Consider the following 12,613-nt stretch of genomic DNA (forward strand, 5'->3'; position numbering starts at 1 on the left):
GGCATGCCGCGATACGACTACCGCTGCCGCGCCTGCGGCTCCACGTTCGAGCTGTCCCGCCCCATGTCGGCCGCCGACGACCCGGCCACCTGCCCGGACGGCCACGCCGACACGGTCAAGCTGCTGTCCACCGTCGCCATGACCGGCTCCGCCGCCACCCCCCGCCCCACCGGCGGAGGCGGCGGCTGCTGCGGAGGCGGCTGCTGCGGGTAGCCCCCACGGTCACAGCGCCGACGCCGTGACCGCCCCCACGGCCAGCTCGGCGACATGCTCCACCGTCGCCACCCCCGTCTCCATCGTGGGGCTGCGCTCCGACAGCACGGCCACCAGCACCTCGTGCCCGTGCACCACGAGCCGCCCCACGCTGTTGACCGTCCACAGGCCGTCGTGCGCGTCGGCGGGCAGCCAGCCGTTCTTCAACGCCACCCGCTTGCCCGCCGCGCTCACCCCCCACGCCTGCGACGGCTCCACCGACGACATCAGCCCCAGCGCGTACCGCCGGTTCGCCGCCGACACCGGTCCCGCCGGATCGGTCAGCCGCTCCAGCACCCGCACCTGATCCGACGCCCGGCTCAACGTCGCCCCCCAGTACAGGCCCGCGCCCGGCGTCGTGTGCCGCACCCCCTGCGCGTGCAGCATCCGGGCCAGGCCCCGCCGCCCGCCGATCGTCAGATACAGCTCGTGCGCGCAGTCGTTGTCGCTGTAGCGGATCATGCGCGAGGCCAGCGTCCGCTCGTACGCGTCGAGCCCGCGACGCTCACGCTGCCGCCGCAGCAGCAACGCCAGCAGGATGTCCACCTTCGCCACGCTGGCCAGCATGAACGGCTCCCGGTCCCGGAACGCGTACCGCACGTTCGCCGTCCGGTCGAACACCGCCACCGCCACCCGGCCCGGCCGGCCCGCCACGTACCGGCCGAGCGCCCGATCCAGCCGCTCCCGCTCCCGCGCCGGCAACGCCTCCTCGGCCACCACCACCCGGGGGACCTGTTGGGCCACCACCCCCTGCGCGACGGGACGCGGCGCCCCGGCCCGCCCCTGGGCGCAACCGGACACGACGACCAGCAGGACGCCTATCAGCGAGAGCCCCCGAGCGCGCATGCACGCGAGCCTGCCACCCCCGATGCCAACCCCCGGGGTCCCCAACGGTCAAGCCACCCCCACGTTTCCCCCGCACCGGGCCCCTCCCTCGACGGGCCCCACCCCACGAGCGCCCGGCCCGGACGACCGCCCGAGAGGGAGCCCGAGCCTCGGGCGGGGCGGCGCATACGGGAGGGGCTGGCGGCCGCCTCCGGAGGAGCCCGCGAGTCGGAGCTACGCGCAGGGGCCGCACGGGGGGCCGTACGGAGGGGCCGCGCGCCAGGGCCAGTTCCGGGGCAGGGCCGCTCCCCTGGGAGGGCACCGCCTTCGCGGCCCGCGCCCCAGGCCGGGTGGCGCGGACGGCGGGAGGCTCCGGGAGGAAGGGGTCGTCCCAGGGGCCCATCCTTAGGGGCTCAGCCACGGCTACCCCGGCCAGGCGTCACGGCTGAAAGGCTGCGGCGCGCCTGAGGCGGGGGCGCCGCAGCCCAAGACAGGGCCGTTAGGCCGGGATCTGGGTGGGCCTGGGGCGCTTGCGGCGCTGGAAGGGGAGGAAGCGGTCGGCGAGGTGGGGGCGGGAGGGGGTCAGGGTGGGCTCGACGGCGATGATGCGGTCGAAGCGGAACGCCCTGATGCCCCGGCGCATCCGGCAGACGCCGACGAGGTACCAGTGTTCGCGGTGCACCAGGCAGGTGACGGGCTCGACGTCGCGGCTGGTGACGGTGCCGGAGGCGTCGCGGTAGTGGAGGCGGACCATCATCCGGCTGGTGATGGCGTCGGCGATGAGCCGGGCGCGGGAGGCGACGTCGACGGGGAGCGGGTCGGTGAGGGTCGCGAGCGTGGTCGCGATGACGGCGTCGTCGAGGTCCAGATGGTCGAAGGCGTGCTGGAGGCCGCGCCTGGCGGTGACGGCCTGGGGGCCCGATCCCAGGTGTGCGAGGGACAGGGCGAGGGCGGCGATCTCGGCGGTCGTCAGCGGGCGGGTCTGGGGCTTCACGACTGTAGCCATACCCCAAGAATAGGTAACGCCACCGACAGTTTTCGAAAACCTGTACGGCATCGCCGTACAGGTTGACGAGGTCAGCGGGAGAGCTGCGACAGGTCGCGGGACGCGCCGGTGGAGGCGGACGTGGTCATGGCCGCGTACGCCTGGAGGGCGGCGCTGACCGGACGCTGGCGCTCGCGCGGCCGGTAGCCGCCGAGGTCGGCGAGCAGCCGTTCGCGGCGGGCGGCCAGCTCGGCCTCGGGGACGCGCAGCTCCAGCTTGCGGGCCGGGATGTCGATGTCGATCAGGTCGCCGTCCTCGACGAGCGCGATCGCGCCGCCCTCGGCGGCCTCGGGGGAGGCGTGGCCGATGGACAGGCCCGAGGTGCCGCCGGAGAAGCGGCCGTCGGTGACGAGCGCGCACGCCTTGCCCAGGCCCTTGCCCTTGAGGAACGAGGTCGGGTAGAGCATCTCCTGCATGCCGGGCCCGCCCTTGGGGCCCTCGTAGCGGATGACCACCACGTCGCCCTCCTTGACGCGGCCGCCGAGGATGCCGTCGACGGCGTCCTCCTGCGACTCGAACACGACCGCGGGCCCGCTGAACTTCCAGATCGACTCGTCGACCCCGGCGGTCTTCACGACGGCGCCGTCGCGCGAGATGTTGCCGTAGAGGACGGCCAGGCCGCCGTCGGCGGTGTAGGCGTGCTCCAGGTCGCGCACGCATCCGGCGGCGCGGTCCAGGTCGAGGTCGTCCCAGCGGTTGTCCTGCGAGTAGGGCTTGACGGTGCGGACGTTGCCCGGCGCGGCGTGCCACAGCTCGACGGCCTCGGGCAGCACGGTCGGGGAGGCCGGGTCCCAGGCGGCGAGCGTCTCGCCGAGGGTGCCGCCGTTGACCGTGGGCACGTCGCGGTGGAGCAGCCCGGCGCGGTCGAGCTCGCCGAGGATGGCGGGGATGCCGCCGGCCCGGTGGACGTCCTCGATGTGGTACTTGTTCGTCGCCGGGGCGACCTTGCACAGGCACGGCACGCGCTGCGAGATCTCGTTGATCTCCTTGAGGCCGAAGTCGACCTCGGCCTCGCGGGCGGCGGCCAGGATGTGCAGGATCGTGTTGGTGGAGCCGCCCATCGCCACGTCGAGCGCCATCGCGTTCTCGAAGGCGTCGCGGGTGGCGATCGAGCGCGGCAGCACCGACTCGTCGTCGTCCTCGTAGTAGCGCCGGGTGATCTCCACGAGCGTGCGGCCAGCGTCCTCGAACAGCTGCTTGCGGCGCTTGTGCGTGGCCAGGATCGTGCCGTTGCCGGGCAGGGCCAGGCCCATCGCCTCGGCCAGGCAGTTCATGGAGTTGGCGGTGAACATGCCGGAGCACGAGCCGCAGGTGGGGCAGGCGTTCTCCTCCAGCTCCAGCAGCTCGGCGTCGGACACCGACTCGTCGGCGGCGGCGATCATCGGGTCGATGAGGTCGAGCTTGCGGCCGGGCGTCTTGCCCGCCTCCATCGGCCCGCCGGAGACGAAGACCGTGGGGATGTTGAGCCGGAAGGCGGCCAGCAGCATGCCCGGCGTGATCTTGTCGCAGTTGGAGACGCAGATCAGCGCGTCGGCGCAGTGGGCGTTGACCATGTACTCGACGGCGTCGGCGATCAGCTCGCGCGACGGCAGCGAGTAGAGCATGCCGCCGTGGCCCATCGCGATGCCGTCGTCGACGGCGATGGTGTTGAACTCGCGCGGGATGGCCCCCGCCTCGCGGATCGCCGCGGACACCACGTCACCCACGTCGCGCAGGTGCACGTGACCGGGGACGAACTGGGTGAAGCTGTTGGCCACCGCGATGATCGGTTTCCCGAGGTCGCTCCCGGCTACGCCGGTCGCCCGGAGCAGGGCCCGGGCACCGGCCATGTTCCTGCCGTGGGTGACTGTACGTGACCTGAGGGCGGGCATCGGCGTTCTCCCATCGCTAGCGTCTACACATGGTACGGCCAACCGCTCGGTAGCTGAGACGGTTGTCCACAGCGCGGACACCAGCGACGGGTGGAGTGTCAGCCCTCGCCGTAGCGCGGAGGCAGCACCTGCTCGGCGATCTCGTAGATCCGGTCGATCTCCGTGTCGGTCAGCGCGCGCTCCCGCTTGGTGATCCACCTGCGGGCGCGGCCGCCCTCGTAGACGTCGACGCCGCGGATCGTCATGATCTTCCAGGGCACGGGCGGGCCGTAGATCGCCAGCGACGGCGTGACCGAGACCTCCCGGCCGTAGGACTTGCTGATCAGCTCGCTGGCCTGGGCGGCCTCCCACTTGGCCTCGGTGATGCGGGGCTTCATGTCGAACGGGCCGTGGAAGAGCTTCTTGCCCATCTGGACCCGTACGGGAAGGCGCTTGTCCCACTTCTCCGAGTCGACCGCGTAGACGCCCGTGGGGCCGACCACGAGGTGGTCGATCTGCGCCTCGCTGCCCGGGATCGCCCTGGCGTGGAGCGTGCGGTAGCCGCCGCGCTCCAGCTTGCGCAGCTGGGCCTCCGTGCGGCGCTCGGCCACGGAGGACCGCCGCCACGCCGGCACCGTCGAGTTGGAGCGGGCCCGGTAGACCGTCTCCAGGATCGCCGCGACCACGGCCGCGGTCGCGCCCGCGCGCCAGTCGCTCACCAGGAAGCCCACGACGACGCCGACCGCGAGCGCCACCAGCGCCCTGTTGCGCAGCCGGCGGAACCTCGGCTGCTGCAGCAGGCTGCGCACGGACGCGCGCTCGACCGGCGCGAACGTGGAGGTGGGCGCCGAAGGTTTGGCGGCGGCGGTCTGCTCGCTTTCGGGTCTGTCGCTCACCCAGATGGGAGAGGTGTTGTGACCGTCTTCACGCTGAGGGTCGGAGTCCACGCAACTCACCGTAGCCCGAGGTTTCGATCGATTCCTAGTGTTGCCTTGTCCATAGTTTTATGGCCCAGCTCACCGTGTTCTACGCCCGATTTCCGGGTACTTATACCTTCCTCTCTAGAGAGGTGCGCCCCGGCTCCTGCAAGATTACAGGTGGCCGTGCGACCGGCGGAGGGCGTACAACCATGCGCATGCGTACGGTGCTGATCCAGACCGACACCAGCGTGGCCGCCGAGCTCGCGCCGGGCGAGACCGCCACGTTCGGCCGCGGCGCCCAGGACGTCCCCGTGGACATCGTGGTGGCCGACCGGGCCGTGTCCAGGCTCGCCGGGCGCATCCAGGCCGTCGAGGACTACTGGCTCATCAGCAACCTCACCCCCGACCGCACCTACGTCGTGGAGAACCCCGAAGGCGGCGGCGAGTTCGTCAAGGTGCCGCCGCGCCGCCTGTCGATGCCGGTGCCGTTCGAGTTCTCGCGGGTGATCCTGCCGGGTGAGCACGGCACGACCGGCTTCCTGGTGTTCGCGCCCGAGCACCTGTACGGGACGGCCGCCGCGCCGGCGGCCACCGGCGAGGCCACCCGGGGCGTCTACCCGCTGGACAGGACCGCCAAGTACTTCCTCATCCTCGTCGCGCTCTGCGAGCCCCGGCTGCGCGACCCGTCCAGCACCGTCGTGCCCACCGTGCCCCAGCTCATCGAACGCCTGGCCGGTCACGGCCTGACCAGGAGCGGCGTCAACTTCCACATCGACTACCTGGCCAGGACCAAGCTCCGCGTCAAGCAGGCCGACGACGCCGGCAAGGCCGACTGGCAGCGGGCCGCGCTCATCAACCTGGCGCTCCGCTTCGACCTGGTCAGGGACGCCGACCTGCGGCTGCTGCCGGGGCCGTCAGCGGCGGGCGGTCACTTGGCCTGATACTGGTCGCGGTAGCGCAGGACCTCCTCGACGTGCTTCTTCCACTTCGACGGCACGCCCATGTCGCGGCGCACCGGGTCCACGCCCGTCACGAACAGCGCCGACAGCCGGGCCGCCGGGTCCATCGGCACGTCGGCGACCTTCGGGCCGAGCGCGCAGAAGAACCGGCCCATCGCCGGGATCGACAGCTCGGGGCTCAGCGGCGGCTTCGGGATCGGGTCCTCCAGGCCGCCCGGCTGCCAGTGCTGCAGCACCGAGGGCGTCCAGCGGGCGATGCCGTACTCGTTGCCTTCCGGGTCGCTCAGGTCGGGGTCGAAGTCGCTCTGCACCTTGAGGATCGCGGCGATCAGCGCGGGGGAGAGCCCGTCGACGTCGTGGCACCAGGTGCCGGCCTCGATGATCAGCTCCCGGTACTGCGGCGGGATGCCGGCGTCGGTGCGCAGGCCCGCCGCCACCGTGCTGCCCGTGCTGCCTGTGCTGCCCGTGCTCGTCGTGCCGCCCTGGGGTGTCCCGCCGCCCGGGGTGCGCAGGGCGAGCACGGCGGCGGTCACCGCCACGGCCAGCGCCAGCGCCGCCCCGGCGACCGTGACCACGCGCATCCGGTCGACCGGCCGCTTCTCCAGGATGTCGGGGGCGGGGGGCTCCGGCGGCTCGCCGGCGGCGGGCCGGAACGGCGGCACGGTGTGCTCCGGCCCCGCCTGCTCGCCCCCGGGGCGGGGCTCGTGGAGTCCGTGGATGGCGGACGGGGTCGTGGGGGCGCCGCGACCGCCTGACGGCTCGCTCGCGGCACCCGGGGGGATCGTCTCCACGGGCGGCTGGACCTCGGCGGCGCCGTGGCCCTCCGGCGGCCCGGCCGGGGCGACCGGACCGGCGGGGAGCTGGCCGGCCGGGGGAGGATCGGCCCGGGGAGGATCGGCCGGGAGCGGATCGGCGGCGAGCGCGGCGGCGAAGGCGGCGGCGGTGGGCCAGCGGCGCTCGGGGTCCGGGTCGATGGCCTTCATGACGGCCGCGCCCACGTGCTCGGGGACGTCGGGCCGCAGCCGGTGGGGCGCGAGGCGGACCGCGCCTGAGCCGGGGATCCGGCCGGTGAGCAGGTGGTAGGCCATCGCGCCGAGCCCGTGGACGTCGGCGCGCCGGTCGGGGGAGCCGTCCATGCGCATCTGCTCGGGCGCCATGTAACCGGGCGACCCGGCCGCGATCGTGTGGCTGGTGGCGTCGGCGAGGGAGCGGGCCACGCCGAGGTCGGCCACCATCAGCCGCTCGCCGCCTCCGGCCAGCGAGCGGAACAGCACGTTGGACGGCTTGAGGTCGCGGTGCACGATGCCCATCCGGTGCAGCACCTCGACGCCCTCGGCGACCTCGCCGATGATGCGGACGGCCTCGCCGACCGGCAGCGGCCCGTCACGCAACCGGCCGGACAGCGAGCCCATGTCGGCATAAGTCATGACGAAATACGGCCGCCCGTCGGGCAGTTCGCCGATGTCGTGCACCTGCACGATGCGCGGCGAGTCGGCCTGCCGCAACAGCCGCGCCTCCTTGACGAACCGCTCGCGCACCTCCGGCTCGGCCGCCCAGTTGTCGGCCAGCACCTTGATCGCCACGTACGAGTCGAGCCGCTCGTCCATGGCCAGCCAGACGGTCGCGAAGGCGCCCGAGCCGAGGGGGCGTTCGACGGGATACCGGCCGATCGTCTCTGGAGCTACCACCGTGATGTTGACCTCGTCTTGGGGATCTTGTGTCAAGACTCTCATGGGAGGGTCTGGCCGGACAGACGAACCGGGATTACGGTCTTGGTGTGGACAGCGCGCTGGAGATCCTGCTCTTCCTCGTCGGGATGTCGCTGGCCCTGTTCCTGCTGATCAGCCTGCTGGTCATGGTGCCGGGCCGGGGCTCGGCACGCAGGGCGGAGGCGGCGCCGGTGTGGTTCGGCGGGCCAGGGCGCGGCGAGCACGGCGTGAGCACGTCCGGCCTGGTGCTGGTCGACCGGCCGCCGAGCTGGCTGCCCGAGCCCGGCGCCGACTGGGCGACGGCCGCCGAGACGGCCGAGCCCAGCAGACGGGTCGGCGGCGCGTCGGCGGGCTGGTGATCGCGATGCGCACGCTCACCGCCCCGCAGGCCGACGACGTCAGGCGCGCGCTGCTCGCCGCCGAGCGGCGCACCGGGCTGCGCTTCGGCCTCTACCTCGGCCCGCCCCGCGGCGGCCGCCGCCACTTCGCCGAGAAGCTGCACGCCGCGCTCGGCGCCGAGTCGCCCGACGCGGTCGTCGTCCTCGTCGACGTACGGGGCCGCGCCCTGGAGATCGTCACCGGCGAGAACGCCCGCCGCCGCCTCCCGGACGCCGCCTGCCGGCTCACCGGCATGTCCATGGCCACCGCCCTCGGCGCCGGCGACCTCGTCGGCGGCATCCTGTACGGCATCGGCGTGCTCGCCGAACAGGCCACCGCCAGACGGTAGGCGAAGGCGCCACCTGCGCCCCCGCGGAAGGCGGCGCCCTCATGCTCCTTCCTAGCCGAGGGGGCCGCCGGGGTCAGCCTGGAGGGTTTCAGGGGGTCTGCTGTTCCAGCAGCTCGACGATGTGCCGGCTGACCCCGGCCAGCAGCGTGGCCGGGCCGAGCGGCGCGGCGGCCACGGCCGAGAACAGCGACGGCAGCCCAGGCAGCGGGAAGCCGTCGTCCTTGGCCGCCGCCGCGCCGACCGGGTTCTTGTCCAGGACGGCCCGGCTGCGCTCCCACGCCTCCAGCACCTCCTCCGGCGACGGCACCCCGAAGCCGTGGCCCACCGGTGCCGCGTGGCGCAGCCGTACCAGCGGGGTGTCCGCGAACGCCAGCGCGGTGCGGGCCCGCACGTGCAGGTCGGCGCGCGGCTCCGGCTCGATCCAGTCCATGGCCGTGCAGGGGTTGCGGCAGCCCGCCACGCAGACGGCGAGCGCCCCGGCGACCTGGCTGTGCTGCCGGTCGAAGTACGCGCGCCAGCCCTCGGCGGGCTCACCGGCGACGCGGAGGGTCCGGTTAGTGGCGGACTGCTCGGACTTGGTGTGGTCGCAGTCGCGGTCGCCGATCACGCCGAACCTGCTGCCCGTCGCGCTCAGCCCGGCCGGCCAGCGCGCCGGGTCGCCGGCGTGGCCGAGATGCGGCTCGAAGGCGAGCAGCGGCAGGTATTCGGCCGCGATGTGCACGGCGGCGATCATCGGGCTCAGCTCGCGCCGGTGCCACCGGACGGCGATGACCTCGAGCAGCAGCTCGTAGGCGGGGCGCAGCGACTCCAGCGCGCCCCTGGGCTGCTCGCGCGGCGTCTGCGGCATGTGGCAGGCGCGCGCCTGGCGCCGCAGCCCGGCGGGAACCGCCTTGGCGTCGGCGGCGAAATCCTCGGCGTCGAGTGACAACAGCCGCTGCCCGAACTCGCAGACCTCGGCGATGCGCTCGCCGGGCGCCAGCGCGCCGAGGTCCGCGAAGGCGTAGCGCCTGGCCAGTGCGATGAACAGGTCACGGGTCGTCTCCACTTGATCACCCTCTCACGGTGCGCGAACCATCCTGAAACCTTAGAGATGGCCGCGGGCGCACCGGCACGCTGGACTGTCAGCCATGGACATGCATTGGACTGTGTCAAGTTACGTGCACCTCGACGACGAACGCGACGGGAGCTGATCACCACGTAGTCTGGGCAGGGTGTCCGTTGCGTCGCGTGGAGTCCTGTTCGGTGTCGCGGCGTACGTCCTGTGGGGGTTGTCGGCGCTCTACTGGCCGCTGGTCGAGCCGACCGGGCCGATGGAGATCCTGGCGCTGCGGGTGGTCTGGTCGCCGGTCGCGATCGGCCTGCTCGTGCTCGCCCTCGGCCGCGCCCGCCGGGTGCTGGAGATCCTGCGGCGGCCCCGCGACGTGGCGCTGCTCACCCTGGCCAGCCTGCTGACCTCGGTCAACTGGGCGCTGTTCATCTGGGCGACGATGAACGGGCACGTCGTCGACGCCTCGCTCGGCTACTTCATCACGCCGCTGGTCAGCGTCGCCTTCGGGGTGATCGTCTTCCGGGAGCGGCTGCGGCCGTGGCAGTGGGCCGCGATCGCTCTCGCCGCCGTCACGGTCGTCGTCCTGACGATCGAGTACGGGGGGCCGCCCTGGATCGCGCTGGGCCTGGCGGTGACGTTCGGCAGCTACGGCCTGATCAAGAAGCGGCTGGCCGTGGGCTCCATCGAGGGGCTCATGGTGGAGACCGCGGTGCTGTTCCCGTTCGCCCTGGTCTGGACGGTGTGGCTGCAGGCGTCGGGACAGGCCACGTTCGGGCACGTGTCGTGGGCCAACACGCTGCTCGGAATCGGCTCCGGGTTCGTCATGATGGTGCCGATGCTGCTGTTCAGCGCCGCCGCGACGAAGATCCCGCTGAGCGTGACCGGCATGCTGCAGTACATCGAGCCGATCGTGCAGTTCCTCGTCGGGCTGCTGGTCTTCCGCGAGCCGATGCCCGCCACCCGCTGGCTGGCGTTCGGGCTGCTGTGGGTGGCGCTGGCGGTGCTGACGGCCGACGGGCTCAGGCCACGGGGTCGGGGTCGCGGCGCTCGCCCACCTCGAGCGCGCTCCGCTCGATCATCTCGAACTGCCGCATCAGACGTTCGAGGTCAGGAGGGGACACCGTGAACGTGTCGTGCACGGCCTCGCCCGCGGCCGTGTAGCTGAGCTCGTGGCCGCACGCCCCGTCCCACACGCCGGTGATCACCCGCATGGCCGGGGGCAGCCGGTCGACCTGCACGCGGCGCACCTTGACCCCGGCCTCGATCTGCTCGCGGGCCAGCGCGTCGAGCGCGTCGGTCCACTCGTGGTAGATGAACACCCGGCGGATCTCCACGCCCCGCCTGAGCGCCTCGACCTGCGCCTGCCAGTATTGCCTGCCCACGGGCTGGAGCCACCACGACAGGTCGACCGACGGCACGCTGGTGACGCACATCGACTCGCGTGACTGCTCGATCAGCTTGAGGAACACCCCGGCGTCGCCGTAGGGGGCGCGGAAGTGGCCGCGCTCCAGGTCGGCGAGCGTGCGCAGGCACTCCTCGAAGGCGTTGCGGCAAGCGTCCTCGGCGGGGGTGCCCTTGTACTCGCGCTCGACGTGCTTGGCGGCCCGGAGCATGGGCTCCATCAGGTCGGGCAGCCAGGGGATCTTCTCGATGGTGGAGACCATGTGGCCGACGCGGGTCTCGTGGTCGATCCGGCGCTTCTCCCGCAGCAGGGTCTGGATCTGCAGGGTGATGACGCCGCCGATGAGCCCGGCCACGGTGCCCAGCGCCTGAGCGGCGTCCTCACGGACGTAGAAGATCACCGCCAGGAGGACCGACAGGCCGGTGCCGATGATCAGGACGGGGTCGACGATGATCGAATGCCTTTTGGCGGGCCTCTTCACCAGGGGGCTCCCAGGGCAGGGCGTGGGGGGACAAGGCGCAAATATAGTCGATCATGGTGAAGGTCACGGGCAGGGTGCCCGGATGCACTGTATGTCGCCCGGCGGCTCCGACACGGTCGGTTCGCTGGTCGGCTCCTCGGACGGCGGGGTGGTCGGCTGCTCCGTCGGCTCGGGCTCGGGCTCGGGGTCGGGCGGCGGAGTGGGCGTCGTGGTGGGCGTGACGGTCGGGCCGGCCGTCACGGTGGACGTGGGCGTCGGGGTGGGCGTGGACTGGCTGGGCCGCGTGCCGGGGGAGCGCTTGGACGGCGGCGCGAGCTTCGTGCCCGGCGACGGCGCGGCGCCGGTGGTGACGCCCGCCGACGCCTGCTGGGTGAGCGCCGGGACGACGCCCTGCTCGCCGCCCGCGGTCTGGGCCGGGCGCAGCCACACCCCGCCCGCGACGGCGGCGCTGACGATCACGGCGGCGGCCACGGCCAGCACGGCCGGGGCCAGGCGGCGGCGGCGCGGCTCCGCGAACGAGGCGGGGGCGTCGAAGGCGCGGCGGGCGGCCTCGGCCATCTGCTCGGCCGACTCCCAGCGCCGCTCGGGCGCCTTCTCCAGCGCCTTCGCCACGACGTGGCGAGGCCCCGGCGGCACCTCCGACGGCAGCGTGGGCGTGGCCGCGTGCAGGTGCTTGTAGATGATCTGGACGGGCGTGTCGCCCTCGAACGGCAGCCGGCCGGTCAGGCACTCGAAGCCCACCACGCCCAGCGCGTAGACGTCGACCGCGGGCGTCACCTCGCTGGCCGTGGCCAGCTCGGGCGCGCAGTAGCCGGCCGAGCAGAGCATCGCCCCGGTGGCGGTGAGCTGACCTGCCGAAGCCGAATGCGCGATGCCGAAGTCGGTGAGCGCCACCGAGCCGCCTGGCCTGATCAGCAGGTTGGCCGGCTTGACGTCGCGGTGCACGATGCCCTGCCGGTGGGCGGCGGCCAGCGCGTCGCCGACCTCGGCGATCAGCCGCATGGTCGCCGCCGGGCTGAGCGGGCCGCGGCTCAGCACCCGGTCGAGGGACTCGCCCTGGACGAACTCCATCACCAGGAAGCTGAGCCGGCGCTCGCCGATCTCGCAGGTGCCGTAGTCGTAGACGTCGACCACGCCCGGATGGCGGAGCGTGGCCATGGCCCTGGCCTCGTTGTGGAAGCGCCGCAGGAACGTGGCGTCCTCGCTGAGGGCCGGCATCAGCACCTTGACGGCGACGGTGCGGCCGAGGACCGTGTCGTCGGCACGCCAGACCTCGCCCATGCCGCCACCGCCCAGGCGGCTGGTCAGCGTGTAGCGGTCGTTGAGCGTGGTCCCGGAACCGAGCACGTTATCGAGGCTAACACCGCCGCTCGGCTGCACACGCCCTTTCGCCGC

At 73.0% G+C, this 12,613-nt stretch carries 13 protein-coding genes; 5 read left to right on the forward strand and 8 right to left on the reverse strand.

Going from position 1 to position 12,613, the window contains the following annotated elements; all coding sequences use genetic code 11:
* The first annotated feature begins 3 nt into the window (after positions 1–3).
* Entirely contained in the window at positions 4–213 is a 210-nt protein-coding gene (locus AB0J53_RS30085; protein WP_219504038.1) for a zinc ribbon domain-containing protein, read from the forward strand.
* Positions 214–222: 9 nt separating this feature from the next.
* Here AB0J53_RS30085 and AB0J53_RS30090 read toward each other — a convergent pair whose 3' ends face one another.
* The 4 genes from AB0J53_RS30090 to AB0J53_RS30105 all read right to left on the reverse strand — a co-directional run bounded on the left by AB0J53_RS30090 (position 223) and on the right by AB0J53_RS30105 (position 4,868).
* The gene (locus AB0J53_RS30090) at positions 223–1,098 is read right to left on the reverse strand and encodes a serine hydrolase (protein WP_364178720.1); all 876 of its coding nucleotides are present in this window, start codon (positions 1,096–1,098) and stop codon (positions 223–225) included.
* A 478-nt stretch (positions 1,099–1,576) separates the two neighbouring features.
* A complete protein-coding gene (locus AB0J53_RS30095) occupies positions 1,577–2,083 on the reverse strand; it encodes a WYL domain-containing protein (protein WP_357590159.1) in 507 nt (168 codons plus the stop codon).
* Between the two features lie 71 nt (positions 2,084–2,154).
* Complete coding sequence (ilvD, locus tag AB0J53_RS30100; protein WP_364178725.1) at positions 2,155–3,993, reverse strand: dihydroxy-acid dehydratase; 1,839 nt, start codon at positions 3,991–3,993, stop codon at positions 2,155–2,157.
* A gap of 98 nt (positions 3,994–4,091) precedes the next feature.
* Positions 4,092–4,868 (reverse strand): nuclease-related domain-containing protein, encoded by a 777-nt coding sequence (locus AB0J53_RS30105; protein ID WP_308126235.1) that lies wholly within the window; start codon positions 4,866–4,868, stop codon positions 4,092–4,094.
* Positions 4,869–5,107: 239 nt separating this feature from the next.
* Between AB0J53_RS30105 and AB0J53_RS30110 the strand changes: the two genes are divergently transcribed.
* The gene (locus AB0J53_RS30110; RefSeq protein ID WP_364178728.1) at positions 5,108–5,833 is read left to right on the forward strand and encodes a winged helix-turn-helix domain-containing protein; all 726 of its coding nucleotides are present in this window, start codon (positions 5,108–5,110) and stop codon (positions 5,831–5,833) included.
* On the opposite strand, the gene AB0J53_RS30115 is transcribed toward AB0J53_RS30110, so the two are convergent.
* On the reverse strand, positions 5,821–7,575 hold the full coding sequence (locus AB0J53_RS30115) for a serine/threonine-protein kinase (protein ID WP_364178730.1): 1,755 nt from the start codon (positions 7,573–7,575) through the stop codon (positions 5,821–5,823). The two genes, AB0J53_RS30110 and AB0J53_RS30115, sit on opposite strands and share 13 nt — an antisense overlap.
* A 53-nt stretch (positions 7,576–7,628) precedes the next feature.
* On the opposite strand from AB0J53_RS30115, the gene AB0J53_RS30120 reads away from it, so the two are divergent.
* Both AB0J53_RS30120 and AB0J53_RS30125 read left to right on the forward strand, forming a co-directional pair.
* The gene (locus AB0J53_RS30120; RefSeq protein ID WP_219518701.1) at positions 7,629–7,919 is read left to right on the forward strand and encodes a hypothetical protein; all 291 of its coding nucleotides are present in this window, start codon (positions 7,629–7,631) and stop codon (positions 7,917–7,919) included.
* Between the two features lie 5 nt (positions 7,920–7,924).
* Positions 7,925–8,287, forward strand: a complete 363-nt coding sequence (locus tag AB0J53_RS30125) for a DUF5130 family protein (RefSeq protein ID WP_364178733.1) — start codon at positions 7,925–7,927, stop codon at positions 8,285–8,287.
* An 88-nt stretch (positions 8,288–8,375) separates the two neighbouring features.
* On the opposite strand, the gene AB0J53_RS30130 is transcribed toward AB0J53_RS30125, so the two are convergent.
* Positions 8,376–9,332 carry a hypothetical protein gene (locus AB0J53_RS30130; RefSeq protein ID WP_219518708.1) on the reverse strand — a complete coding sequence of 319 codons (957 nt, stop codon included), beginning with the start codon at positions 9,330–9,332 and terminating at the stop codon, positions 8,376–8,378.
* A 166-nt stretch (positions 9,333–9,498) separates the two neighbouring features.
* On the opposite strand from AB0J53_RS30130, the gene rarD reads away from it, so the two are divergent.
* Positions 9,499–10,461: an EamA family transporter RarD gene (gene rarD / locus AB0J53_RS30135; protein WP_357590167.1), complete on the forward strand. Its 963-nt coding sequence runs from the start codon at positions 9,499–9,501 to the stop codon at positions 10,459–10,461.
* Here rarD and AB0J53_RS30140 read toward each other — a convergent pair.
* Together AB0J53_RS30140 and AB0J53_RS30145 are read right to left on the reverse strand one after the other, a co-directional pair.
* Positions 10,355–11,218, reverse strand: a complete 864-nt coding sequence (locus AB0J53_RS30140) for a hypothetical protein (RefSeq protein ID WP_219518718.1) — start codon at positions 11,216–11,218, stop codon at positions 10,355–10,357. The genes rarD and AB0J53_RS30140 overlap by 107 nt on opposite strands.
* A gap of 63 nt (positions 11,219–11,281) precedes the next feature.
* Positions 11,282–12,565 carry a serine/threonine-protein kinase gene (locus tag AB0J53_RS30145; RefSeq protein WP_364178737.1) on the reverse strand — a complete coding sequence of 428 codons (1,284 nt, stop codon included), beginning with the start codon at positions 12,563–12,565 and terminating at the stop codon, positions 11,282–11,284.
* Positions 12,566–12,613 lie beyond the last annotated feature (48 nt).

This window comes from Nonomuraea sp. NPDC049725 (genome assembly GCF_040674795.1).
Taxonomy (GTDB): Bacteria; Actinomycetota; Actinomycetes; order Streptosporangiales; family Streptosporangiaceae; genus Nonomuraea; species Nonomuraea ceibae.

Coding starts and splice junctions, on each gene's coding strand:
- AB0J53_RS30085 (WP_219504038.1), top strand. CDS start 4: ATGCCGCGATACGACTACCGCTGCCGCGCCTGCGGCTCCACGTTCGAG.
- AB0J53_RS30090 (WP_364178720.1), bottom strand. CDS start 1,098: ATGCGCGCTCGGGGGCTCTCGCTGATAGGCGTCCTGCTGGTCGTCGTG.
- AB0J53_RS30095 (WP_357590159.1), bottom strand. CDS start 2,083: ATGGCTACAGTCGTGAAGCCCCAGACCCGCCCGCTGACGACCGCCGAG.
- ilvD (WP_364178725.1), bottom strand. CDS start 3,993: ATGCCCGCCCTCAGGTCACGTACAGTCACCCACGGCAGGAACATGGCC.
- AB0J53_RS30110 (WP_364178728.1), top strand. CDS start 5,108: ATGCGTACGGTGCTGATCCAGACCGACACCAGCGTGGCCGCCGAGCTC.
- AB0J53_RS30125 (WP_364178733.1), top strand. CDS start 7,925: ATGCGCACGCTCACCGCCCCGCAGGCCGACGACGTCAGGCGCGCGCTG.